This is a genomic window from Streptomyces indicus, from assembly GCF_900100315.1.
In the GTDB taxonomy this organism is placed as follows: Bacteria; Actinomycetota; Actinomycetes; order Streptomycetales; family Streptomycetaceae; genus Streptomyces; species Streptomyces indicus.
Genome location: NZ_FNFF01000001.1, coordinates 430458 through 455117, shown reverse-complemented (window position 1 = coordinate 455117; position 24660 = coordinate 430458). Strand labels below are relative to the sequence as shown.

At 72.8% G+C, this 24660-nt stretch carries 24 protein-coding genes; 17 read left to right on the top strand and 7 right to left on the bottom strand.

Features of this window, described 5'->3' with window-relative positions; genetic code table 11:
- Positions 1-34: 34 nt before the first annotated feature.
- The 4 genes from BLT97_RS02050 to BLT97_RS02035 all read right to left on the bottom strand — a co-directional run bounded on the left by BLT97_RS02050 (position 35) and on the right by BLT97_RS02035 (position 4175).
- Positions 35-1195, bottom strand: a complete 1161-nt coding sequence (locus BLT97_RS02050) for an ABC transporter ATP-binding protein (protein ID WP_093606885.1) — start codon at positions 1193-1195, stop codon at positions 35-37.
- A gap of 81 nt (positions 1196-1276) precedes the next feature.
- Positions 1277-1921 (bottom strand): LutC/YkgG family protein, encoded by a 645-nt coding sequence (locus BLT97_RS02045; RefSeq protein WP_093606884.1) that lies wholly within the window; start codon positions 1919-1921, stop codon positions 1277-1279.
- Positions 1918-3402: a lactate utilization protein B gene (locus BLT97_RS02040; RefSeq protein ID WP_093606883.1), complete on the bottom strand. Its 1485-nt coding sequence runs from the start codon at positions 3400-3402 to the stop codon at positions 1918-1920. Before BLT97_RS02040 ends, BLT97_RS02045 begins: the two co-directional genes overlap by 4 nt.
- On the bottom strand, positions 3399-4175 hold the full coding sequence (locus BLT97_RS02035) for a (Fe-S)-binding protein (protein WP_093606882.1): 777 nt from the start codon (positions 4173-4175) through the stop codon (positions 3399-3401). The genes BLT97_RS02040 and BLT97_RS02035 overlap by 4 nt, the downstream gene beginning before the upstream one ends.
- A 207-nt stretch (positions 4176-4382) precedes the next feature.
- Between BLT97_RS02035 and BLT97_RS02030 the strand changes: the two genes are divergently transcribed.
- From BLT97_RS02030 to BLT97_RS02015, 4 genes are all read left to right on the top strand, one after another.
- Complete coding sequence (locus BLT97_RS02030; RefSeq protein WP_245769092.1) at positions 4383-5123, top strand: PIG-L deacetylase family protein; 741 nt, start codon at positions 4383-4385, stop codon at positions 5121-5123.
- A 100-nt stretch (positions 5124-5223) separates the two neighbouring features.
- Positions 5224-6057 (top strand): enoyl-CoA hydratase/isomerase family protein, encoded by an 834-nt coding sequence (locus BLT97_RS02025; protein WP_093606881.1) that lies wholly within the window; start codon positions 5224-5226, stop codon positions 6055-6057.
- Between the two features lie 170 nt (positions 6058-6227).
- Positions 6228-7712, top strand: coding sequence for a GMC oxidoreductase (locus BLT97_RS02020; RefSeq protein ID WP_093606880.1), 1485 nt, complete (start codon positions 6228-6230; stop codon positions 7710-7712).
- A 27-nt stretch (positions 7713-7739) separates the two neighbouring features.
- Positions 7740-8222, top strand: coding sequence for a GNAT family N-acetyltransferase (locus BLT97_RS02015; RefSeq protein ID WP_093606879.1), 483 nt, complete (start codon positions 7740-7742; stop codon positions 8220-8222).
- A 40-nt stretch (positions 8223-8262) separates the two neighbouring features.
- On the opposite strand, the gene BLT97_RS02010 is transcribed toward BLT97_RS02015, so the two are convergent.
- Together BLT97_RS02010 and BLT97_RS02005 are read right to left on the bottom strand one after the other, a co-directional pair.
- Complete coding sequence (locus BLT97_RS02010; RefSeq protein WP_093606878.1) at positions 8263-9183, bottom strand: SDR family oxidoreductase; 921 nt, start codon at positions 9181-9183, stop codon at positions 8263-8265.
- A gap of 376 nt (positions 9184-9559) precedes the next feature.
- Positions 9560-10594: an NAD(P)/FAD-dependent oxidoreductase gene (locus BLT97_RS02005; protein ID WP_093607705.1), complete on the bottom strand. Its 1035-nt coding sequence runs from the start codon at positions 10592-10594 to the stop codon at positions 9560-9562.
- Between the two features lie 113 nt (positions 10595-10707).
- Between BLT97_RS02005 and BLT97_RS02000 the strand changes: the two genes are divergently transcribed.
- From BLT97_RS02000 to BLT97_RS01945, 12 genes are all read left to right on the top strand, one after another.
- Positions 10708-11289, top strand: a complete 582-nt coding sequence (locus BLT97_RS02000; protein ID WP_093607704.1) for a helix-turn-helix domain-containing protein — start codon at positions 10708-10710, stop codon at positions 11287-11289.
- A 136-nt stretch (positions 11290-11425) separates the two neighbouring features.
- Positions 11426-12394, top strand: a complete 969-nt coding sequence (locus tag BLT97_RS01995) for an NADPH:quinone oxidoreductase family protein (protein ID WP_093606877.1) — start codon at positions 11426-11428, stop codon at positions 12392-12394.
- Positions 12391-13575, top strand: coding sequence for an acyl-CoA dehydrogenase family protein (locus BLT97_RS01990; protein ID WP_093606876.1), 1185 nt, complete (start codon positions 12391-12393; stop codon positions 13573-13575). Before BLT97_RS01995 ends, BLT97_RS01990 begins: the two co-directional genes overlap by 4 nt.
- Positions 13572-14672: an acyl-CoA dehydrogenase family protein gene (locus tag BLT97_RS01985; RefSeq protein ID WP_093606875.1), complete on the top strand. Its 1101-nt coding sequence runs from the start codon at positions 13572-13574 to the stop codon at positions 14670-14672. Before BLT97_RS01990 ends, BLT97_RS01985 begins: the two co-directional genes overlap by 4 nt.
- A gap of 297 nt (positions 14673-14969) precedes the next feature.
- Positions 14970-15833 (top strand): LolA-like protein, encoded by an 864-nt coding sequence (locus tag BLT97_RS01980; RefSeq protein ID WP_093606874.1) that lies wholly within the window; start codon positions 14970-14972, stop codon positions 15831-15833.
- Positions 15834-16053: 220 nt separating this feature from the next.
- The gene (locus tag BLT97_RS01975) at positions 16054-17646 is read left to right on the top strand and encodes an ABC transporter substrate-binding protein (protein ID WP_093606873.1); all 1593 of its coding nucleotides are present in this window, start codon (positions 16054-16056) and stop codon (positions 17644-17646) included.
- Positions 17647-17678: 32 nt separating this feature from the next.
- A complete protein-coding gene (locus BLT97_RS01970) occupies positions 17679-18644 on the top strand; it encodes an ABC transporter permease (RefSeq protein WP_093607703.1) in 966 nt (321 codons plus the stop codon).
- A 28-nt stretch (positions 18645-18672) separates the two neighbouring features.
- On the top strand, positions 18673-19548 hold the full coding sequence (locus BLT97_RS01965; RefSeq protein WP_425442655.1) for an ABC transporter permease: 876 nt from the start codon (positions 18673-18675) through the stop codon (positions 19546-19548).
- Positions 19548-20579, top strand: coding sequence for an ABC transporter ATP-binding protein (locus BLT97_RS01960; RefSeq protein ID WP_093606871.1), 1032 nt, complete (start codon positions 19548-19550; stop codon positions 20577-20579). The genes BLT97_RS01965 and BLT97_RS01960 overlap by 1 nt, the downstream gene beginning before the upstream one ends.
- Positions 20572-21228 (top strand): ABC transporter ATP-binding protein, encoded by a 657-nt coding sequence (locus BLT97_RS01955; RefSeq protein ID WP_093606870.1) that lies wholly within the window; start codon positions 20572-20574, stop codon positions 21226-21228. The genes BLT97_RS01960 and BLT97_RS01955 overlap by 8 nt, the downstream gene beginning before the upstream one ends.
- Positions 21229-21364: 136 nt before the next feature.
- Complete coding sequence (locus tag BLT97_RS01950; RefSeq protein WP_093606869.1) at positions 21365-22234, top strand: phosphatidylinositol-specific phospholipase C/glycerophosphodiester phosphodiesterase family protein; 870 nt, start codon at positions 21365-21367, stop codon at positions 22232-22234.
- 142 nt (positions 22235-22376) lie between these two features.
- Complete coding sequence (locus BLT97_RS01945) at positions 22377-22571, top strand: hypothetical protein (protein WP_093606868.1); 195 nt, start codon at positions 22377-22379, stop codon at positions 22569-22571.
- A 36-nt stretch (positions 22572-22607) separates the two neighbouring features.
- On the opposite strand, the gene BLT97_RS01940 is transcribed toward BLT97_RS01945, so the two are convergent.
- Positions 22608-22967: a DUF779 domain-containing protein gene (locus tag BLT97_RS01940; RefSeq protein ID WP_093606867.1), complete on the bottom strand. Its 360-nt coding sequence runs from the start codon at positions 22965-22967 to the stop codon at positions 22608-22610.
- Between the two features lie 339 nt (positions 22968-23306).
- On the opposite strand from BLT97_RS01940, the gene BLT97_RS01935 reads away from it, so the two are divergent.
- Positions 23307-24539, top strand: coding sequence for a hypothetical protein (locus BLT97_RS01935; RefSeq protein ID WP_245769170.1), 1233 nt, complete (start codon positions 23307-23309; stop codon positions 24537-24539).
- Positions 24540-24660: the final 121 nt, after the last annotated feature.

The following is a 24660-nucleotide window of genomic DNA, read 5'->3' as shown; positions in this document are numbered from 1 at the left end:
CCCCCCTCCTCGCGGTCACGAGCCCCGCCACGGGCTACGCGTCCGAGACCGAGTCGAACTCCACCTGGTCGCGGCTGACGCCCAGGGCGTCCGCGTCCACCGAGCGGCGCAGGGCCTCGTGCAGTTTCGCCGGGGTGAGGACCCCGAGGAAGCGGGCGCCGTCCAGGACCGCGACCCAGCCCGCGTCGTGCTGGAGCATCACACCGAACGCCGTCTTGAGCGGGGCGCCCACGGGGACCCAGGAGTTCATCCGGTGGGCCAGCTCGCCCACCTGCGCGTCTCCCGCCAGCGCGAGTTCGTCGACGCCCGCCCAGCCGTGCAGATCGCCGTCCTCGTCGAGGCAGACCGCCCAGCGGGCGCCCTGGGCGCGGAGCCGGGCCGCGGCCGCGGCGGCGGACTCGTCCAGGCGGGCGAGCGGCGGCTCCTCCAGGTCGTCGGCCTCGATCCGCGTGACCGAGAGCCGCTTGAGACCGCGGTCGGCGCCGACGAACTCCGCCACATACGGGGTGGCCGGATTGCCGAGTACGGCGCCGGGGGAGTCGAACTGCTCGATGCGGCCCTGCCCGTACACCGCGATCCGGTCGCCGAGCCGCACGGCCTCCTCGATGTCGTGCGTGACCATCACGACGGTCTTGCGGACGCTCGCCTGCATCTCCAGGAACTGGTCCTGCAACTGCTCGCGCACCACCGGGTCGACCGCGCCGAAGGGTTCGTCCATCAGGAGCACCGGCGGATCGGCGGCCAGGGCCCGGGCCACGCCCACACGCTGGCGCTGACCGCCCGAGAGCTGGTCCGGGTAGCGGGAGCCGTACTTCTTCGGATCGAGGCCGACCATGTCGAGCAGCTCCGCCGCGCGCGCCTTCGCCTTGGCGCGCTTCCAGCCCACGAGGGCGGGCACGGTGGCGGTGTTGTCGAGGATCGTGCGGTGCGGGAAGAGCCCGACCTGCTGGATGACGTAGCCGATACGGCGCCGCAGCTGCACGGGGTCCACCTGGGAGATGTCCTCGCCGTCGACGAAGATCTTCCCCTCGGTGGGCTCGATCAGCCGGTTGATCATCATCATCGTGGTGGTCTTGCCACAGCCCGAGGGGCCGACGAGCGTCACCAGTTCGCCCTCGGCCACCTCGAAGGACAGGTCGTCCACGGCCGTGGTGCCGTCGGCGTACCGCTTGGTCACCCGCTCGAACCGGATCATGAGCTCACGCTACGAGCGGGCGCAGGCGGCCGCACACCGGGTGCGGCCGTTCCGGGAGGGCCCTCGCGTGCGGCGGGCTCGTCATTCCACGAGGATCACCTGGAGCGTCCGCGGGCCGTGTACACCCTCCACCCGGTCCAGCTCGATGTCGCTGGTCGCGGAAGGGCCGGAGATCCAGGTCAGCGGGCGCCGCGGGTCCAGTCGGGAGAGTGCCTGCGGCACGGACGCGACCACCTGCTGCGGCACGCGTACGACGCAGATGTGGTGATCGGGGATCAGCGTGATGCGGCGCCGCCCCTGGTCGGGGGAGCCGTCGAGGACGATCGTGCCGGTCTCCGCGACGGCGAGGGCGCAGCCCGTCACCACCGCACCCACCCGGTCGAGCTCCTGGGGCGTGCTCACCGCACGGTCGTGGAGGCGCACGGGGTCGGCCGCGGCCAGCCATTCCGGAGGCAGGCCGGGCGGCACCAGAACGGTGTCCGGTCCCGCCTCGGCCAGCAGCCGCATCAGCAGGTACGGGAGCTCCTCCTCGTCCGTGCGGTGCACGAGGGCGCGATAGTCCGCGAGGTTCTCCGCCAGCAGATCGACGGTCTCGGCCGTCGTCCGCGCTCCGTGCTCCACGAGGTAGGTGCGCGGAACCTCCCGTACGTACGCCTCCGCCGCGCTCTCCGGGCGCTCACCCACCGCCCGCTGTACCCGCGCCAACACCCTTTCCCTGCTGCTCACTTGGTGCTCCCCTCCGCGGGGCCGCCCTGGGTGCGCTGCCACCAGTCGCGGAACGACTCGCGCGGAACCTCGGGCAGTTCCCGGCTCGCGCTCCACGCCCGGCCGGGGCCCGGCAGCCTGCGCGGATGGAGCCGCCGCGTCCCCGACGCCAGGCGCTGCCCGGTGCGCAGGACGCCGGGCCGGCGGAAGGCCCAGGCCGCGGCCCGCATCGCCGCCCGCTCGGCCGCGTGCCCCTTGGCCGGACGTACGGTGATCCGCGCCCCGTTGCGTACCACCTCGCCGCCCTCGGCCACCCGCTCCCGCAGGTGCACGAGCACCTCGGGGATGTCGATGGCGACCGGGCACACCTCGTAGCACGCGCCGCACAGCGAGGAGGCGAACGGCAGCGACCTGTCGATCTCGCTGCCCATGCCGCGCAGTTGAGGGCTGAGGATCGCGCCGATCGGCCCGGGATAGACGGAGCCGTACGCGTGGCCGCCGGCCCGCTCGTACACGGGGCAGACGTTGAGGCAGGCCGAGCAGCGGATGCAGCGCAGGGCCTGGCGGCCCACCTCGTCGGCGAGGGTGTCGGTGCGGCCGTTGTCGAGCAGGACGAGATGGAAGGTCTTCGGGCCGTCCCCGTCCGTGGTGCCGGTCCATGTCGAGGTGTACGGGTTCATGCGCTCGGCCGTCGAGGAGCGGGGCAGCGTCTGGAGGAAGACCTCGAGGTCGCGCCACGTGGGGACGACCTTCTCGATGCCGACCACCGAGATCAGGGTCTCGGGCAGCGTGAGGCACATCCGCCCGTTCCCCTCCGATTCCAGGACCACGAGCGTGCCGGTCTCGGCCACCATGAAGTTGGCGCCGGAGATCCCGACCTTGGCGCGCAGGAACTTCTCGCGCAGATGCAGCCGCGCCGCCTCGGCCAGCTCGGCGGGGCTGTCCGTGAGACCCTCGGGCGCCGGACGGCCCCAACCGGCCATCTCCCGGCGGAAGATGGCGCCGATCTCGCCGCGGTTGCGGTGGATGGCGGGCACCAGGATGTGCGAGGGGCGGTCCTTGCCGAGCTGCACGATGAGTTCGGCGAGGTCCGTCTCGTACGCGCGGATCCCGGCCTCCTCCAGCGCCTCGTTGAGCCCGATCTCCTGCGTGGCCATCGACTTGACCTTGACGACCTCGCGTTCGCCGGTCGCCCGCACGAGCTCCGTCACGATCGCATTGGCCTCGTCCGCGTCGGCCGCCCAGTGCACGGTGCCACCCGCGGCCGTCACCGACTCCTCCAACTGCACCAGATACGTGTCGAGATGACGCAGCGTGTGGTCCTTGATGCGCCGGCCGGCCTCGCGCAGCGCGGCCCAGTCGTCGAGTTCCGCGACTGCGCGGGCCCGCTTGTCGCGGATGGTGTGCGTGGCGTGGCGCAGATTGGCGCGCAGCGTCGCGTCGCCCACCGCTTCGCGCGCCGCCGCAGGGAAAGCCGGCATGCCGACGAACGTCCCGCTCATACCCCTGCCTCCTCGATGTCGCCGCCCGTGTCCGCCGCCGTGCCCGCCAGGATCTCCGCGAGGTGCACGGGCTCGATCCCCGTACGCAGCCGGCTCATCGTGCCACCGAGGTGCATCAGACAGGAGTTGTCCGCTGCACACAGGCGCTCGGCGCCCGTGGACTCGGCGTTGCGGACCTTGTCCAGGCCCATCGCCGCCGAGACGTCCGGGTTCTTGACGGCGAAGGTGCCGCCGAAACCGCAGCACTCCTCCGCCCCCGGCAGCTCCACCAACTCCAGCCCCCGCACCGCTTCCAGGAGACGCCTCGGCCGGTCGCCCAGGCCGAGGGAGCGCAGCCCGTGACAGGTCGGGTGGTACGTCACGCGATGCGGGTAGTACGCGCCCACGTCGACCACACCGAGCACATCGACCAGGAACTCGGTGAGTTCGTAGGTCTTCGGCACCACCGGGGCCAGCACGCGCGCGAGTTCACCGCCCCGGCCCTCGGCCGCGGCCCGCGCGCCCAGCCGCGGATACAGCTCGCGCACCATCGCCGCACAGGAGCCGGACGGCGTCACGATCGCCTCGTACCCGCCGAACACCTCGGCGTAGTGCCGCGCAAGGGGCTCTGCCCCGTGCCGGTACCCGGTGTTGTAGTGGGCCTGGCCGCAACAGGTCTGCGCCATCGGGAAGTCGACCTCGACACCGAGCCGCGTCAGGAGCTTCACCACCGCCCGTCCGGTGCCGGGATAGAGCGTGTCGTTGACACACGTCAGGAACAGGGCGACGCGCATCGCGGCTCCTCCTCAGTCGGCCGGTCGGCCGGTCCGTGGTCGTTCGGTCGGACGGTCGGGTGCAGCGTACGCGTCGCGCGCCTCGGGGCAGGGACGGAGGCGTCGTGCGGCAGACGGGCGCGCAGCCGTCCGCGGGCCGGCCTGAACGGTTCCCACCGCTTGCGGAATCACCGGTGCCCTGTCGGTGGCGGGCGTTACATTGCGGCCATGGCCGAAGAGACGCAACAGCTCGCTCCCATGCCCGAGGACTGGCAGCGCGCCCTCGCGGTGGTCGCGCACCCCGACGACCTGGAGTACGGGTGCGCGGGTGCGATCGCCCAGTGGACCGATGCCGGCAAGGAGGTCGTGTATCTGCTCGCCACCCGGGGTGAGGCCGGGATCGACACCCTGGAACCGGACAAGTGCGGTCCGCTGCGCGAGCAGGAGCAGCTGGCGAGCGCGGCGGCCGTGGGTGTGCAGACGGTCGAGTTCCTCGACCACAAGGACGGCGTCATCGAGTACGGCACGGCGCTGCGCCGTGACATCGCGGCCGCCATCCGCCGCCACAGGCCCGAGCTCGTCATCACCCTCAACCACCACGAGTCGTTCGGCGGCCGCTTCCTCAACACCCCCGACCACCGCGCCGTCGGCCAGGCCGCCATCGACGCCGTGGGCGACGCGGGCAACCGGTGGATCTTCCCCGAGCTCGGCGAGCAGGGTCTGGCCCCGTGGGGCGGCGTGAAGTGGATCGCCATCGCGGGCTCGGACACGCCCACGCACGCCATCGCCGCGGAGCCCGGCTTCGAGCGCGCGGTCGCCTCGCTGCTCGAACACCGCGCGTACATCGAGGCGTTGACCGACGAGGACCCCGAGGCGTACGCGCGCGGGATCATCACCATGACGAGCAGCTTCGTCGGCGACCGCTTCGGCGGGAAGCCCGCGATCGGGTTCCACGTGTACGAGCGCTGAGCGCCGCGAACGGGGCCCGGGCGCAGTGGCGTCCGGGCCCTTCATAGTCCGACTCCCGCCCCCTACCCTGACGCGACGTCAGAAACGGTAGGGGGCGCGGATGATCGACACCACGAGCACGGAGATCGCCGAGGGCGAGGAGCGGATGCGCCTGGAGGTCGAGGACGGCCTCGGCATCCTCACGCTCTGCCGGCCCGACAAGCTCAACGCCTGGAGCTGGGAGTCCACGCGCCAGCTCGGCCTGTTCGCCGACCGGATCCGCTTCGACGACTCCATCAGGGCGGTGCTGCTGCGCGCCGAGGGCCGGGCGTTCTGCGCGGGCATCGACATCACCGCGCCCGGCGGCGCGATCACCGGCCGCTCCGGCGCCGAGCGCGCCCGCAACTACTACGAGGGCATCCGCTGGGTGCACGAGCGCATGCGGGTGTTCGCCGGACTGCCCCAGCCGGTCGTGGCCGCCGTGCAGGGCTACTGCCTCGGCTTCGGCTTCGAGCTCGCGCTCATGGCCGACATCCGCGTGGCCGCCGATGACGCGGTGTTCGCCCTGCCCGAGGCCCAGATCGGGGTGGCCGTGGACGCGGGCGGCGATCTGCGGATCGCGCGGGACGCGGGCGCGGGCTGGGCGAAGTTCCTCGCCCTGACCGGCCGGAGGATCGACGCGGCCACCGCCGAGCGGCTCCGGCTGCTCCAAATGGTCACTCCGCGCGAGGAGTTGGAGAAGACCGCACGGTCCGTCGCCGCGGAGATCGCTGCCAACGCGCCGCTCGCCGTCCAGGGCATCAAGCGCGACATCGACCTCTTCGCGGACGCGGGCCTCGCGGACGCGCTCGAACGCACCGCGTTCGCGGCAGCCCTCACCCTGACCTCGGAGGACTCCCGCGAGGGCTACACGGCGAAGGCGGCGCGGCGGGCGGCTCAGTTCGAGGGGAAGTAGCGGAGGGGCGGGAGGCGGAGTTCGAGGGAGGTGTCGGAGCGGCGGTAGGCGGAGTTCGGGGGAAGTGGCGGAGCGGCGGGAGGCGGAGTTCGAGCTCGGCTTTGTTACGTTTCGTCCGCATCTGCGGACCGGCCTGCCGGCGCCGGGCCGCCCGACCCCGGAGCGGACGTATGTCACCAGCCCCTCTTCGTCCGTACGGACGCCGTGAGCTCTTCGGCCTCGCCGCGACCGGCACGCTCGCCGGTATCGCGGCGGCCACCCTGCCCGCGTCCGACCGTGCCGCGGCCGCCGTCGCCCGCCGCACGCGCTTCCCCGCCGTGGTGATCGGCTCCGGGTTCGGCGGCGCGGTGGCCGCCCTGCGCCTGGGCCGGGCCGGCCTCGACACCCTGGTACTCGAACGCGGCGCGGAGACACCGGGGAAGGACGGGGGAGTGGAGGAGCACCGCGAGTCGGGACTCGGCATGCTCGCGGGCGCGGCGGTCGGCGGGGGCTCCGTCGGCTACTTCGGCGTCACGCTCGGACCCCAGCGCCGGTACTTCGAGCGCCTCTACCCCAAGGGCCTGCGCTACGACGAACTCGCCCGCACCTGGTTCCCGCTGGCGCGCCGCATGCTGCGGGCCACGCCCCTGCCGCGCGACGTCTACGCCTCCGCCCCGTACACGCATGTGCGGTCCTGGGACGCCCGGATGCGGCGCGCCGGGTTCGCCACGGCGGCCGTGGAGGCGGCCTTCAACTGGCAGGCGGTACGCGACGAACTGGCCGGCCGCACCCGCTCCGTCGTGACGGCGGGCGACCCCGTCGGCGCCACCACCTCCGGCGCGAAGCTCACCCTGCGCCGCACCTACCTGTCCGAGGCGCTCGCCACCGGCCGGGTCCAGCTGCGCGCCCGCGCCGAGGTCGTCCGCATCCAGCGCGACAGGCGCGGATACGTCCTCGAAGTCCGCCGCCGCGCCGCCGACGGCACGGTGACCGGGACCGAAGCGATCACCTGCGAGCTGCTGTTCCTCGCCGCCGGCACCCTCGGCACGAACCGGCTGCTCGTCGCCGCACGCGAGACCGGCGCGCTCCCCGACCTGCCGGCCGCCGTCGGCAGCGGATTCGGTGACAACGGCGACCAGTTCACCGGCTGCATCGTGCCCGCGAGCGACTCGGGACCCACACAGGGCGGGCCCATCGCCTCGACGGCACGCGTGCACAGCGGCTTCGGGCTGCCGCTCACCCTCGAATGCGGACACTTCCCGCCGACCGCGGACCGCACCCTGTCGGTGACCTTCGCGATGACGGTCGACACCGACCACCGCGGCACCTTCCGCTACGACCCGGTCACCCGCACCGTCCGCCTGACCGACTGGTCCCCGGAGAAGACGGCCGCCGCGCGCCGGGCCGCGCTCGCCGCCAACACCCGTATCGCCGAAGCCTCCCCGGGCTGCGAACCGGTGCCGTACACGCTCTCCTTCCTGCCCACCGCGCATCCCGTCGGCGGCTGCGAGATCGGGCGCGTCACGGATCTGGAGGGCCGGGTGCGCGGCATGAAGGGCCTGTACGTCGTGGACGGCACGCTGCTGCCCGGCAACGCGGCCGGCGCCAACCCCTCCCTGACCATCACGGCCCTCGCCGAACGCGCCCTCGCGGGGATCATCCGGGCGGGCGGCTGAAGGCAGGGCGTCGGGCATACTCGCCGGATGATCGTGAGACTCGCGCGGGACGAGGACTTCGGCGGATTCCTGCACCTCGCCGGACAGGTGGAGCAATGGTTCGGGCCGATGGTCGAGGAGCCCGGCTTCCACCGCGCCCTGCGGGAACACATCGGTCAAGCGGCGGCACTCGTCGCCGTCTCCGTCTCCGGGACGGGGTCCGGCGAGGAGCAGCTCCTCGGCGGTCTGCTCTTCGGCGCCGCGGCCCCCGCGTACCACGTGCACTGGCTGGTCGTCGCGCAGCAGGCGCGCGGGACCGGTGCCGGCCGGGGGCTGATGGCCGAAGCCGAGCGCAGGTTCGTCACCGGCCCCGGCACCCTCGAGGTGATCACCTTCGGCGCCGACCATCCCGGTGCCGTGGAGAGCGGGGCCCGCGTGTTCTACGAGCGTCTGGGCTTCACCCCCGCCGAGGCCGCCGAACCGGGCCCGGAGGGGGGCTCACGCCAGGTGTACCGCAAGGCGATCGCCTGAGGCCCCCCTGCTGCGTTTCACGGGATGGTCCCGCCGCGGTTCACGGGGCGGCGTCGAACCTGCCGCGGCCCAACTGCTCCCGGATCGGCACCACTTCGGGGGGCACCAGATCGCGCCGCTGCCAGTTCGCGCCGTCCACGACCAGCGTGTGGCCGCTGATGAAGCGGGCGTAGGGCGAGGCGAGGAAGGTGGCCGCCCAGCCGAGCTCGCGCGGCCGGCCCACCCGCAGCGCGGGCTGGCGCAGGCCGGCGGCCCGAACGCGGTCGAGGTTCGCGCGGATGTCGGCGGTCATGTCCTCGTGCGGCATCAGGCCGGGGACGAGCCCGTTGACCTGGATCCCGTACGGGCCCCACTCCACCGCGAGGGTCTCGACCAGGTTCTTCACGCCGGCCTTCGCGGCGGCGCTGTGCGCGTAGCCGGGTCCGCCGGTCCAGGCGTACGAGGCACCGACGTTGACGATCGACCCGGGAGTGCCGGCCGCCAGGTGGCGGCGGCCGAACTCGCGGGCCATGAAGTAGGTGCCGTTGAGCGTGATGTCGACCACCGAGCGCCAGGCGTTCGGGGACATGTCCTCGGCGGGGACGGGGAAGTTGGCCGCCGCGTTGTTGATGAGGACGTGCGGGAGGCCGTACGTCTCCTCGGCCAGGTCGAAGACCTCAGCGATGCGGTCCGGGTCGCGGATGTCGCAGGCGGCGGTCAGCACGCGCCCGCCGAGCGCGGACAGCTCGTCCTCGGCGGCCTTCAGGTGCTCCGCCTTGCGGCTGGCGACCACCAAGTCGGCTCCGAGCCGGGCGAATTCGGCCGCGACGGCCTTCCCCAGGCCCGTGCCGCCGCCGGTGACGAGGACGACCGTGCCTTCGTACGTCCCGGGCGGCAGGGCGCTCGCCCCGAGCGGGGCGGGGGCAGGCAATCCGGGTGGTCCGCGGTGTCCTTCGGGTCCGGGCGTGGCTGTGTCCGTCATGCGCGCATCGATACACGGACGGACCGCAAAGCTCCATAGCCGCGGCCCGCCCGGTCGTGGCGGCGCGCAGGACGGCGGCGCCCTCCGGACGGAGGCGTGCAGCCCGGCAGCACAGCGGTGTTCCGGCTGACCCGTGCTTCGCGCCCGAGCCCGCCGTCCTCAGCCGCGGCCACCCTCCGCCGACATCCGGACCGCCCGAGGCGCGCCCGCCTTCTGCTGTGGGCCGGGCCTGCCTCAGCCGGTCACGCCGTCCTCAACCGACCCGCCTCAACCGACCCGCCCCCACGATTCGCCTCAACCGCCCCCGCCCTCCGCCGCGAGCGAGCCGGACCCGCCTCTCAGGCGCACCCGGCCCCCGCCCTCAGCCGCCCCGCCCTCAGCCCAGCCCGTGCCGCCGCTCCGCCAGGATGGCGGTCGCGGTCGCGCGTTCCGCCTCGGCGGTGAAGCCGGCCGCGCGGCGCTCCTCGGCCGCGCGGGCCAGATCCGCGAAGACCAGCTCCGCGTTGATCTGCGTGGCCGCCCGGTAGCCGGCGCTCGCCGCGTTGACCACCATCTCCGCCGGGCCCATCGCATTGCCCACGATCCACACCCCGGGCGTCTTGCTGCGGCCCACCGCGTCCACGGCCGGGAACGGACCGAACGGCGTCTGCTGCACCGCGTCCCCCGTCAGCTCGGGCAGCATCTCCGTACGGGCCACCGGACGCGTCGCGGTGAACAGCACCTCGCGCGCGAAGAACTCCCCGCTCGCCAGGCGCACCCCGGTCAACCGGTCGTCCTCGACGACCACTTCGGCCACCTCGCCGGTCACCACCCGGACCCCCGCGGCGGCCAGCTGCTGCCACTGCTCGTCCGGGAGCTCCTCGACCTGGTGCAGGAAGAAGGTCACGTCCTTCGACCACTGCGTGACCAGGAGCGCCTGGTGCGCGCCCATCTCCGGTCCGGCGATCACACCGAACGCCCGGTCGCTCACCTCGTAGCCGTGGCAGTACGGGCAGTGCAGCACATCGCGGCCCCAGCGCTCCGCAAGGCCCCGGATCCGCGGCAGTTCGTCCACCAGCCCGGTCGCGATCACCACACGCCGCGCGTGCACCACCGCACCGTCGGCGAGCGTCACGTCCACCTCGCCCTCGGGATCCGGCTCCACCTTCGCCACCCGCCCGGAGACGATCTCCACGCCGTACGCCTCGACCTCCCGGCGCGCGACCGCCAGGAATTCCGCGGGCGGCATGCCGTCGCGGGACAGGAAGCCGTGCATATGGGCGGCGGGGGCGTTGCGCGGCTGCTCCGCGTCGACCACCAGGACGCTGCGCCTGCTGCGCCCGAGTCCGAGTGCGGTGCTCAGCCCCGCCGTCGCGCCTCCGACGACCACCACGTCGTACGACTGCCGCTGTGCCTTCGTGCTTCGGGTCATCTCGACCACCTCCGCTGCGAGCATGCGGCGCATCCGGCAGAATAGGCAAACATACTTGCCGGAATCGCAAAACTTGGGAGGCGGCCGTGGCCGGACGCGAAGGGACCGAGGAGATGGACTCCGTCCTCGCCGAGGTGGGGGCGCGGCTGCGCAGCATCCGCAGGGAGCGCGGCACCACCCTGGCCGGTCTGTCCGAGGCCACGGGGATCTCGGTGAGCACGCTCTCGCGGCTCGAATCCGGGCAGCGCAAGCCGAGTCTGGAGCTGCTGCTTCCGATCGCGCGCGCCCACCAGGTCCCGCTGGACGAACTGGTCGGCGCGCCGGAGGTGGGCGATCCACGGGTGCGCTCGAAGCCCGTCGTGGTGCACAACCGGACCCACGTGCCGCTCGGCGGACAGCCCGGCGGGCTCCAGGCGTACAAGATCATCATCAATGGCCCGGACCCCAAGCGCGAGCACGCCGATCAGCGCACGCACGAGGGCTACGAGTGGCTGTACATCATCTCCGGCAAGCTGCGCCTCAAGCTCGCCCATCACGATGTCGTGCTCGGTGCGGGGGAGGCGGCCGAGTTCGATACGCGCGTGCCGCACTGGTTCGACGCCGTGGACGGACCGGTCGAGATGCTCAGCCTGTTCGGACCGCAGGGCGAGCGGATGCACGTGCGCGCCAAGCCGAAGCGGGCTTCGGGGGAGTGACCGGGGCGCTGGAGTGCGGGGTTCGGGGCGGGGCAGCGTGAGCGGCGCGGAAAGTCGGCGCCGGGCCGTTCCCAGGAGGCAAGCGACCGCTTAGTATGCGCGGGAGACAGTCCCACCCCCTCTGTGGAGGCCCCGCATGCAGGCATGGCGAGTGCACGAGAACGGTGAGCCGGGCGAGGTGATGCGTCTCGACGAGGTGGCCACCCCCACCCCCGGTGAGGGACAGCTGCTCGTCAAGGTGCGGGCCGCCAACATCAACTTCCCCGACGCGCTGCTCTGCCGCGGCCAGTACCAGATCCGGCCGCCCATGCCGTTCACGCCGGGCGTCGAGATCTGCGCCGAGACCGAGGACGGCCGGCGCGTCATCGCCAACCCGGCGCTCCCGTACGGCGGTTTCGCCGAGTACGCCCTCGTGGACAAGGCGGCCGTGCTGCCCGCGCCCGACGCGCTCGACGACGCCGAGGCCGCGGCGCTGCACATCGGCTACCAGACCGGCTGGTTCGGCCTGCACCGCCGGGCGAATCTCCAGGCCGGCGAGACGCTGCTCGTGCACGCGGCCGCCGGCGGCGTCGGCAGCGCGGCCGTCCAGCTCGGCAAGGCCGCCGGTGCCCGGGTCATCGGTGTCGTCGGCGGGGCGGAGAAGGTGCGCGTGGCCGAGGAGCTCGGCTGCGACGTGGTGATCGACCGGCGCAGCGACGACGTCATCGCCACCGTCAAGGAGGTCACCGGCGGCCGCGGCGCCGACGTGATCTACGACCCCGTGGGCGGCGAGGCGTACACGCAGTCCACCAAGGTGGTCGCCTTCGAGGGGCGGATCCTGATCGTGGGCTTCGCGAGCGGCGGCGTGCCCGCGCCCGGCCTCAACCACGCGCTCATCAAGAACTATTCGATCGTGGGCCTCCATTGGGGCCTGTACAACACCAAGGACCCCGCCGCGGTGGCCCGTTGCCACGAGCAGCTCACCGAACTCGCCGCCAAGGGCGCCATCAAGCCGCTCATCAGCGAGCGGGTGCCGCTCGCGGGCGCGGCCGAGGCCGTGCAGCGCGTCGCCGACGGGGTCACCACCGGCCGAGTGGCCGTCGTACCGGAAGGGGTTCAGGCGTGAGCGACGCAGCCGAACTCGTCAGGCGCACCCAGGAGTTCCTCGCCGCGCACCCGCCGGCGAGCACCGCGGCCGAAGCATTTCTGGAGGCCCGCTTCGACGCCGGGCTCGCCTGGGTGCACTATCCCGAAGGCCTCGGCGGCCTCGGGGCCCCGCGCGCCCTGCAGGCCGTGGTGGACGCCGAGCTGGAGGCCGCGGGCGCGCCGCCCGCCGTCGGCCCCTCCCTGAACGGCATCGGGCTCGGCATGGCCGCCCCGACCATCCTGGCGTTCGGCACCGAGGAGCAGAAGCGGCGCTTCCTGCGGCCGCTGTGGCTGGGCCAGGAGATCTGGTGCCAGCTGTTCAGCGAGCCCGGCGCCGGCTCCGACCTCGCGGCGCTCGGCACCCGGGCCGTACGGGACGGCGAGGACTGGATCGTCACGGGCCAGAAGGTCTGGACCTCGGGCGCGCACAACGCGCGCTTCGCGATCCTCATCGCGCGCACCGACCCCGACCTGCCCAAGCACCGCGGCATCACGTACTTCGTCTGCGACATGACGGACCCGGGCGTCGAGGTCAGGCCGCTGCGGCAGATCACCGGCGAGGCCGAGTTCAACGAGGTCTTCCTCACCGAGGTGCGCATCCCCGACGCGCACCGGCTCGGCGAGGTGGGCGAGGGCTGGAAGGTGGCCCAGACCACCCTCATGAACGAGCGTGTGGCGATCGGCGGCGCACGGCTGCCGCGCGAGGGCGGCATGATCGGACCGATCGCCGCCACCTGGCGCGAGCGCCCCGAGCTGCGCACCCGCGACCTGCATCAGCGGCTCGTCGAGCTGTGGGTGGAGGCCGAGGTCGCCCGCCTGACCGGCGAGCGGCTGCGCCAGCAGCTGGTGGCCGGCCACCCCGGCCCCGAGGGCTCCGGCATGAAGCTCACCTTCGCCCGCCTCGCACAGCAGATCAGCGGCCTCGAAGTCGAACTCCAGGGCGAGGAAGGCCTGTTGTACGACGACTGGACGATGCGCCGTCCGGAGACCGTGGACTTCCTGGGCCGCGAGGCCGGCTACCGCTATCTGCGCGCCAAGGGCAACAGCATCGAGGGCGGCACCAGCGAGGTGCTGCTCAACATCGTCGCCGAGCGTGTCCTCGGACTGCCCTCCGAGCCGCGTACCGACAAGGACATCGCCTGGAAGGACCTGTCCCGATGACGACACCGAGCGATCTCCTCTACTCCGAGACCGAGGACGAACTCCGGTCCGCCGTCCGCTCGTTGCTGACCGACCGCTGCGACGCCACGCAGGTCCTCGCCCGTGCGGAGTCGGACGCGCCGCACGACGGCGACCTGTGGAAGACCCTCGCCGCCGACATGGGGCTCGCGGGCCTGCTCGTGCCCGAGTCACTCGGCGGGCAAGGTGCCACGCACCGCGAAGCGGCCGTCGTGCTCGAGGAGTTGGGCCGCTTCGTCGCGCCCGTGCCGTATCTGACCAGCGCGGTGATCGCCACCGAGACCCTGCTCGGCTGCGGCACCCCCGCCGCCGACGAGCTCCTCGGAGCGCTCGCCTCAGGTCGCTCCATCGGCGCGCTCGCGCTGCCTCTGTCCACCGGACCCTCCGCCTCGTACGCGGAGATCGAGGAGAAGGACGGCCGGCTCACCGGACGGGTCACCGCGGTGGCGGACGCGGCCGCCGCCGATGTGCTGCTCGTGGTGGCGGGCGGCGGTCTGTACGCGGTGGAGACCGCGTCCGACGGCGTCACCGTGACCGCGCAGACCCCGCTCGACCTCACCCGCCCGCTCGCGGCCGTCACACTGGACTCGGCCCCCGGCCGGCTCCTGACCGCGGACGCTTCCGCGGCCGTACGGCGCGGTCTGCGGGCGGGCGCCGGGCTGCTGGCCTCCGAGCAACTGGGGCTCGCCGACTGGTGCTTGACGGAGACCGTCGCCTATCTGAAGACCCGGCACCAGTTCAACCGGCCCGTCGGCTCCTTCCAGGCGCTGAAGCACCGGCTGGCCGAGCTGTGGCTGGAGACGGTGCACGCCCGCGCCGCCGCGCGCAACGCCGCGGACGCCCTGGCCACCGCTTCGGACGAGGCGCCGCTGGCGGCGTCCCTCGCGCAGGCCTACTGCTCGCCCGTCGCCGTCCATGCGGCCGAGGAGGCGCTGCAGCTGCACGGCGGCATCGGCATGACCTGGGAGCACCCGGTCCACCTCTACCTGAAGCGCGCCAAGGCGGATGCGATCGCTCTGGGCTCGGCCGGGGCGCACCGCGAGATCGTGGCGGAGCTGGTGGATCTGCGGGCGCCGTAACGCACGCCCGACGCCGTAACGCACGCCGGACCCCGGTGGCCGCTTGCCGGCGGTCTCCGGGTCCGCCCGCACCCGCGGGAGACGAGCGCGCCCTTCCCTCTGCGCCGGCGAGAGGGAAGGGCGCTTCTCCGTGTGCGGGGACCTGCCGTCCACGTACGGGGGCGCCTGATTCCATGCGGTGAAAATCTGGCCAATGGTTACGTTTGCGTCGGATAGGGTCATGGGCCGTGCCCGGTCGGCCTCCGGCGGGGCGCTGTGTCCGCCGCGGCGAGCTGCCGTCCGTCCCAGGAGTTCCCCATGCGCCGCTCCCTCGCCCTGACCGCCGCCGCCCTCGTCCTCGCCACGGGATGCTCCACGGCGGAACCGGGCGGATCCGGGCGCGCGGACACCGGGTCGGCGCGTGCGGCGGAGGGCCGGGGCACGGAGGACCAGAGCCCTGAGGACCGGGGCGCGCCGAAGAACGGCGAGGGGATACCGGCCGAGATCGTGCGCACGGCGCTCGACGGTCTGGGGGACAGCGCGGTCCGCGTGGACGAGAGCGTGGAACTCGGCAACGGCACCACCACGTACGAGCTCACGGTCGAGGGCGCCTTCGATTTCGCGGCCGACCGCGGCCGGCTCACCGTCCGGCTGCCGGGCGGGGCGGTGGACCAAGTCGAGGAGGTCTTCGCCGACGGCAAGGTCTACGTCAAGGGCGCCGCCGGCGTCGGATCCGGCCGGTGGGGCGTGATCGGACGTACGGACGCGGAGGCGCACTACCTGCTGCGCGCACCCGTCAACGACCCGGAGCACGTGCTGACCCAGCTCGGCCGGATGACGAAGATCACCAAGGCGGGAGCGCGGAAGGTCGGCTCCGTCGAGACCGTCCAGTACACGGGCCTGCTCGACCATGAGACGCAGATGCTGCGCATGGCCGACGAGCGTCGAGCCTCGATGGACGACGCGGTCGAGGCCATGGGGCAAGGGCTGCCCGTGCTCGGGGACGTGTGGATCGACGGCGAGGGCCGCGTGGTGCAGTGCCGCTTGCGGGTGAACGCGGGCGGGGGCAAGGCGACCGTCACGCTGAAGTTCGCGGAACTGTCCGAGCCGGTCGAGGCCGAGGCTCCGCCCGCCACGAAGACCACTCCGGTCCACGAGCTGACCGGGATCCTGATCGGCTGACGGGCGCGCCCCGGAGCACGTGCTCCGAATCCACCTGTTGCGGCCCCCGGAGCGCGTGCGCCGGAGTCACCCGCCGCGGCCCCGGAGCACGTGCGCCAGAGCCACCTGCCGTGAAGGAATCCCCCCTGTTTCGTAGGACCCCCTGGCCATACACACCCATTACCTGGGGCATAATTGCGAACGGTTCGCAATAACAGTCGATCTTGAACAGGGGTGTGGCATGCGAGGCGCGGCGATACGGGGAGCGGGTGCGCTGGCTGCGCTGGCGGTCGGAGCGGCCGCCTGTTCTGCGCCCGGCGAGGGCGGCTCCGGCAGCGCGGGCGCCGACGACTCGGTGGTCGTGGGCATCGCGTACGAGCCCGACACCCTCAGCCCGCTGCTCGGCTACGGCAAGGACGGCAACGCGAAGATCTTCGACGGGCTGCTCACGCACGACGCGGACATGAACCTGAAGCCCGCGCTCGCGACCGGGCTGCCGGAGAAGAGCGCCGACGGACTCACGTACACCTTCAAGCTGCGCAAGGGCGTGAAGTTCAGCGACGGCAAGCCGTTCTCGTCGAAGGACGTCGTCTACACGTACGAGACGATCCTCGACAAGAAGACCAACAACGCCTACAAGACCGAGCTCGACGCCTTGAAGAGCGTCGAGGCGAAGGGCGAGGACGAGGTGGTCTTCCACCTCAAGTACCCGTACGCGCCCTTCGCCGAGCGCACCGTGCACGCCATCGCCCCCGAGCACATCGGCGCGAAGCAGGACGTGAACACCGGCGACCTCACCACCAAGCCCGTCGGCACCGGACCGTACGAGCTGGTGAAGTGGTCCAAGGGCGAGAAGCTCACCTTCAAGGCCAACCCCGACTACTGGGGCGGCGCGCCGAAGGTCAAGAACTTCACCATGGCGATCATCAAGGACGACGACGTGCGCGCCACCCGGCTGCGCAGCGGCGACCTCGACGGCGCCATCCTGCCGCCGAACCTCGCCAAGACCTTCGCCGGCGACAAGGGCCGCAAGACCTACGAGGCCACCAGCTTCGACTACCGCGTCGTGACCCTGCCCACCGGCAACAAGGTCGCGGGCGACACCGACATCCGCCGCGCCCTCGACGTGGCCGTGGACCGCAAGGCCATGGTCGACTCCATCCTCGACGGCGCCGGCAAGGAGGCCTACGGGCCGGTGCCGACCGACAGCGAGTGGTTCACCAAGGGCACCGAACGCAAGCACGACCTGAAGCAGGCCGAGAAGATCCTCGACGAGGCCGGCTGGAAGAAGGGCTCCGACGGCATCCGCGAGAAGGACGGCGTGCGCGCCAGCTTCCCGCTCTGGTACCTCTCCGGCGACAAGCTCCGCCAGGACCACGCCCTCGCCTACGCCTCCGACGCCAAGAAGGCCGGCATCGAGGTCAAGGTGCAGGCCGGCACCTGGGAGGTCATCCAGCCGCGCATGGACCGCGATGCGGTGCTCGCCGGCGGCGGCGCCCCGGCCGACCCCGACTTCGACCAGTTCACGATGCTGCACTCGCAGTTCGTGGGCGGCAACGACTTCAACAACATGGGCTTCTACGAGAACCCGGCCGTCGACAAGGCCCTGGAGAAGGGCCGTGAGAGCGACGACAAGGCCGAGCGCAAGGCCGCGTACGACACCGTGCAGCGCGAGCTCGTGAAGAACCCGGGCTACACCTTCCTCACCCACATCGACCACATGTACGTCGTGAACGACAGCTTCGGCGAGCTCACCACCCAGGTCGAGCCGCACGACCACGGCTTCGCCACCGGCCCGTGGTGGAACGTCGAGGACTGGCAGCCGAAGAAGTGACCTCCCGTACGTCCCGGATGCCCTGGGCGGCGATGGCGCGCATGGCGGGACGGCGGCTCCTGGTCGCCGTGCCCGTCCTGCTCGCCGTGACCTTCGGTGTCTTCGCGATCGCCGCGGCCTCGCCCTTCGACCCGGTGAAGGCGTACGCCGGCACGGGCGGGCTCACCGCGTCCGAGCAGACCCTGGACCAGCTGCGCGCCAACCTCGGCGTGGACCAGCCGCTGGTCGCACGCTGGTGGGACTGGCTGACCGCCGCCCTGCACGGCGACTTCGGCACGTCGCTCGTGATGCGCCAGCCCGTCGGCCAGGTCATCGGGGAGCGGCTCGGCTGGTCGGTGCTGCTCGCCGCCACCGCGTTCCTGCTCGCCATCGTGCTCGGCACCACGCTCGGTGTGCTCGCCGCGCGCCGGCCCGGCGGCTGGCTGGACCGGGGCGTCACCTCGCTCGCGTACGGCCTCGAGGCAGCGCCGCCGTTCTGGCTGGGCCTGCTCGCGGTGTGGTTCTTCGCGCTCAAGCTCGACGTGCTGCCCGCCGGCGGACTCACCGACACCGGCTCGACCGTGGTCAGCGCCGGACAGGTGGCCACTCATCTCGTGCTGCCCGCCTGCGTGCTGGCCGTCTCGCAGCTGCCCTGGTTCGTGCTCTACGTGCGTCAGGGTGTCGGCGACGCCCTGGAGGAGGACCCCGTGCGCGGTGCGCGGGCGCGCGGGATCGCCGAGCGGACCGTGCTGCTCGGGCACGCCCTGCGCTCCGGACTCCTGCCCGTCCTCACGCTGATCGGGTCGCGGGTGCCCGAACTCATCACCGGCGCGCTCCTGGTGGAGACCGTCTTCAGCTGGCCCGGGATCGCCGCGGCCACCGTCGAGGCGGCCACCTCCGTGGACTTCGCCCTGCTCGCCGCGCTCACCGCGCTGGCCACGGCCGCGGTGCTGCTCGGCAATCTCGTCGCGGACCTGCTCTACGGGCTCGCCGACCCGAGGGTGGGATTCGATGGCTGAGGTCGCTGAGAAAGCCGTGAAAGCCGAGATGTCAGAACAGCCCGCGGTCGCCTGGCGGGTACGCGGAGTGCGCCGCCGCTCCACGAGGACCTGGCGGCTCCGCACCTCCGCGGCGATCACCCTGGCCGTGGTGGTCGCCGTGCTGCTCGTACCGCCGCTGGTCCAGCTCGACGAGCAGGCCGTCGACCTCGCCTCCAAGCTTCAACCGCCGTCCCTGGCGCACCCGTTCGGCACCGACGACGTCGGCCGCGACCTGCTGCTGCGGTGCGTCTACGGGCTGCGGGTGTCGCTGCTCGTCGGCGTGGTCGCCGCGGTGGTGGCCACCGTGATCGGCACGGCGGTCGGTGCCGCGGCCGCCGCGGCGGGCGGCCGCGTGGACCGCTTCGTCATGCGGCTCGTCGACCTGTTCTCCTCCGTGCCGCACCTGCTGCTCGGCATCTTCATCGTGGCGATGTTCCGCCCCGGCGTATGGCCGGTGGTGGTCTCGGTGGCGCTCACGCACTGGCTGTCCACGGCCCGCATCGTGCGCGCCGAGGTCCTGTCGCTGCGCTCGCGCCCGTACGTGGACGCGGCGATCTCCGGGGGAGCGTCCCGGTGGCGCGTCACCGTCCGGCACCTGCTGCCGGGAGTCCTGCCGCAGGCCGGACTCGCCGCCGTCCTCATGGTGCCGCACGCCATCTGGCACGAGTCCGCGCTGTCCTTCCTCGGCCTCGGCCTGCCCACCCACCAGGCCAGCCTCGGCACCCTCGTGCAGTCCGCGCGCGGCTCGCTGCTCGCGGGGGACTGGTGGCCGACGCTCTTCCCGGGCCTGTTCATCATCGTGCCGACGCTGGCGATCGCGGGACTCGCGGGCGCCTGGCGTGAGCGGCTCAATCCGCGCCGGCGATCGGAGTTGATGCTGTGATGACCGATGCCGCCACGAGGCCGGCGGACGCCGCGACGACGGCGCCCGTGCTCGATGTCCGCGGTCTGTCCGTACGGTTCCGGATGCGCGGCGAACGCTACGTACGGGCGGTGACCGACGCGCACTTCACCCTGGAGGCCGGGCAGCGGCTCGCCCTCGTCGGGGAGTCGGGGTGCGGCAAGTCCGTGCTCGCCTCCGCGCTGCTCGGACTGCTGCCGGAGAACGCCGAGACCGCCGGTTCCGCCCTGCTCGGCGACGGCACCGACCTGCTCGCCGCCGACGAGCGCACCCTCGCGCGCACCGTCCGCGGCCGCAAGGTGGGACTCGTCCCGCAGTCACCGGCCGCGCACCTGACCCCCGTACGGACGATCCGGTCCCAACTGGAGGAGACCGTACGGGAGTTGCTGCGCACCCCGCGTGCCGCCGTGCGCAAGGCCGCCGAGGAGGCGGCGGGGCGCGCTTCGTTCCCCGCGGACCACCTCGACCGCTACCCGCACGAACTCTCCGGCGGCCTCGCCCAGCGCGCCGCGACCGCGCTCGCCCTGATCGGCGACGCACCGCTGCTGCTCGCCGACGAGCCCACCACCGGACTCGACCGCGACCTCGTCGAGCACACCGTGGACGAACTCGCCCGGCACACCGGCAGCTCCCGCGCCCTGCTGATGATCACGCACGACCTGGCGGCGGCCGAACGGATCGCCGACCGGATCGCCGTGATGTACGCGGGACGGATCGTCGAGATCTGCGACGCGGAGGACTTCTTCGGCGCGCGCGGACCGCGCCACCCGTATGCCAGGGGGCTCCTGAACGCCCTGCCCGAGCGGGAGTTCGCGGCCATCCCCGGCATGCCGCCCGAACTCGGGGCGCTCCCCGAGGGCTGCGCCTTCGCCGCGCGCTGTGGGCGGGCGAGCGAGGCCTGCCGGGTGCAGCCGCCGTTCGCGGACCTGCTGGCCTGCCACCACCCGGTCTCGGACCGGCCGGCCGCCGACCCAGCCGACCCCGCCGAAGCCCTGGAGGCCGAGCATGCTTGAGGTCGACGCGATCACCGCCGGCTACGAGCGGCACAAGCCCGTCGTGCGCGGTGTCTCGCTCACCGTGCGACCGGGCGAGTCGGTCGGTCTGCTCGGGCCCAGCGGCTGCGGCAAGTCCACGCTGGCCCGGGTCGCCGCCCTGCTGCACCGGCCCGACGCGGGACGGGTCGTCGTCGACGGCACCGCGGCGGCCGGGTGGCGGCACCGCGCCCCGCGCGCCCAGCGCACCGCGTTCGGTGTCGTCTTCCAGCAGCCCCGGCTCTCCGCCGACCCGCGCCTGACGCTCTCCGCCCTGATCGCCGAGCCCCTGCGGGCGAACGGCCGGGCCGATGAAGTGCCGGAGAAGGTACGGGAGTCCGCCGCGCGGGTCGGACTCGGGGACGAACTGCTCGGGCGGCGTCCGCACGAGGTCAGCGACGGCCAGCTGCAACGGGCCTGTGTAGCCCGTGCGTTGATCCTCGAGCCGCGCTGGCTGGTCTGCGACGAGATGACCGCCATGCTCGACGCCTCCACGACGGCGGCCCTCGTCCGGGTCGTCGAGGACTACCGCGCCGACACCGGCGCCGGGCTGCTCGCCGTCGGTCACGACAAGGCGCTGCTCACGCGGTGGTGCGACCGGACCGTGCACTGGTCCGAGCTGGAGGCGTGACCCAGGGGGCCGATCGCCCGCGGGCGTGATCGAGGGGTGAACGACCGGCCAACTCCCGGCAGGACCCTGCCCCTTCGCACGGGCGGGACCGCATACTCGTTCCCGCCCGTCCGTCGTCCCGGGAGGTATCGCAGGCATGGCCTCACCAGTGACCCGCCGCACCGTCGTCACCACGCTCGCCGCCGCAGCCGCGGGAGCGGTCGCCGTCCCCTCGTCCGCGCAGGCGCACGCGGCCGGTGGCCGCACGCGCAGAAAGCCCCTCCGGCGCGCCCACGCCCACAACGACTACCTGCACACCCGCCCGCTGCTCGACGCCCTCGACCACCGCTTCAGCAGCGTCGAGGCCGACATCTTCCTCGTCGACGGCGAACTCCTCGTCGCCCACGACCCGGTGGACCTCGACCCGTCCCGCACCCTCGCCTCGCTGTACCTGAAGCCCCTCGCCGAGCGCGTCCGGCGGAACCACGGCTCGGTGCACCGGGGCCACCACAAGCCCCTCCAGCTCCTCATCGACATCAAGGCCGACGGAGTGAACGCCTACGCCGAGCTGCACCGCCAACTCCACCGCCACCGGCGCCTGTTCACCACGTACGCGCACGGCAAGGTGCGGCCGGGGGCCGTGACCGCGGTGATCTCCGGCGACCGGTCCGCGCGAGCGCCCATGGAGGCGCAGCACGTGCGGTACGCCTTCTACGACGGCCGGATGACCGACCTCGGCGGCCCCGCACCCGCCTCCTTCATCCCGCTGATCAGCGACAACTGGAACAACCACTTCACGTGGAAGGGCGCAGGGCCGATGCCGGAGGCCGAGCGCGCCAAGCTGAGGCAGATCATCGCCACCGCCCACGGCCGCGGCCAGCGCGTGCGCTTCTGGGCCACGCCCGACCTGCCCGGGCCCGAACGCGGCGCGATCTGGCTGGAGCTGATCGCCGCCGATGCGGACCACATCAACACCGACGACCTCGTCGCGTTGGAAGCCTTCCTGGACGCCTACGACCGCCGCTGAGCCGGTCCCGCGGGGACCGTCACTCCCCGTAACACACGTTCGGAGTACATGTCAGTCGACCGGACGGTCCCTCCGTCACGCCACACTGACGGCGAAAACGCCGCGGTGTTGACGTGGCGGAGGCGCGTAGGGAGTCCGGACGATGGCCATTTCGGTGTCAGTTGTACTGCTGCTGCTCATCCTCGCGATCGTGTTCCTGCGCAACGGGGCGCTGAAGATCACCCACGCGATCGTCTGTGTGCTGCTCGGCTTCTACCTCGCGAGCACCAGCATGGCGCCGACCATCCAGAACGGTCTGACGGCCACCGCGAACATCGTCAGCAACCTCAATCCGTGACCCGGGGCACCTGCGGAGCCCTCACCCGTACGTGGCTCAAGTGCCGAGCATGCGCGAGCGGATCAGGAACCTGACCCCCTCCGGTGCCTCCAGGGAGAAGCCGCCGCCGCGGCCCTCCACCACGTCGACGATCAGCCGGGTGTGCGCCCACACCTCGTACTGGCTCTTCGACATCCAGAACCCGATGGGCTCCGCGACCCCGTCCACGGCGAGCGAGGCGAGCAGCACATCGGAGTCACCGGTGCGGAACTCGCCCTCCGGGTAGCACATCGGCGCACTGCCGTCGCAGCATCCGCCGGACTGATGGAACATCAGCGGTCCGTGCGCCGCCCGGAGCTTCCGGAGCAGTTCGACGGCCGCGGGCGTGAGTTCCACACGTGGCGCTTCGGTGGTCATGCGGGCCTCCTTCGACGGCCTGCCGCTTCGAGGTGTGCACCCCGGCCAGTCTTGCCGGTACGGCTTGGGATGGCCACGGGCCGCCGTCCGTTAATTCGCTGTCGCCCGCGGCCGAGGCCCGGTTATGCTCCCCGCGATGACTACTTACGCTGCCCCTTCCACTGGCAGATGGGGGGTCCGGTCGACTCGCGGTGAGTGCTGATGCTCACGGAGACCACGACTGATCCCCGATCCGTATCCCTGTCCGGTCACGCGCCGCCCGGCGCCTGCCGGCCCCCGGACGACGACCCCTGGCTCGCGCTCTGGCTGCGCGTACGCGAGTTCGCCGTCCCCGCCTCCATGATCGACACCGCGACGGCCCGGCGTGCGTCCGGTGACTGGGCCGGAGCGTGCGCGGCCGCACGCGTGGACGTGGACCTCGATCTGCGCCGCATCTCCCGCGCGCACGGGCGAGAGATCGCGGCCCAAGTCCGGCGCGATCTACGGCACTTCGCCCCCGACCTGCTGCGCTGGCACCTGCCGCGCGTCGGCCCCGACGGGCTGCTCAGGCCCGGCGTCACCATGACGCTCGCGCGCTATGAGGTGGGGGGTGAGGGCCGTCGGCTGCATCTCGTCGTGCGCACGCCGCCCGCTTGGGCCGACGCGGGCCAGCGGATCAGTCTCACGGTGTGGGACGGCTCCGGCTCCGCGTACGAGGGGCCCTGGCATCCCCACCCCCGTCCCAGCGCTCGTTTCCGGCTCGACCTGCACCGGCATCTGTGGGATGCGCGCAGGGCGGGGGAGCTCGGGGAACGGGCGGGCGGCCGGGGTGACTCCGAAGTCCTGTGGGAGGGCGGGGAGTTGGAGCCGCGCTGGGCCGTGGACCGGTGGATTCCCGAGGCCCACCATGTGCTCGGCCGGGACGGCCGGATCGGTGTGCACGTGGGCGCGGGGCGCCGCCTCGTCCTCGACACCCGGACACGGCGTATCGGCGAGGGCGGTCACGAGCTGCCGCCGCTGCCCGACGCCGCCACCTGGGTGCCGCCCGACCTCCGGCTGCTGCGCGCCGGGCTGATCGACGCGGAGCGGCTCCACCCGCTGGTGGCCGCGGCGCTGACCGACGGGCCCGTACGCGGGATGTCCTCGGCGCGCCGGGCCGGGCAGCCGCATCTCGTCGACTGCCGCGGGACACCACACCGGATCGGGTTCGTCGACGGGCGGCTCTCCGCGCTCGACCACGCGGCGGATGAACTCCGGCGCGAGGAACTTCTCGTCGCGCTCGGCGGACCACCGCTGCCGTGTCTGCAGGCCATCGACGCCGTCCACCGCCGTCCCGACGCTCTGCCCGCCGTGCGTGAGCGCCTCGCGCACGGCGATGTGCGCGGTGCCTTCGACGTGCTCGAAGGTCTGCTCGGACCCGAAGCCCTGCTGCGTGACGGCCCGTTGCGCGACGCGCTCGAGAACGCCTGGCTGCGCCGGATCGACCACGGCCGCTACCGGGCGGGACTCGCCAACCCGGGTCCGCCCGGCACTCCTGTCCTGCGGACGCGCCGCGCCTTGCACCTGGTCTCGCGCCGGGCCCTCGTGCCCTGACCTGACCTCACCTGCTCAGACCTGCACGGCACTGCGCTGCCCTCACTTGGGCCGCGCCGTCCTGACTTGCGCTGCTGACGCAGCACAGCTCCACCGAGACGCCCGCCGGGCGGACTTCGGC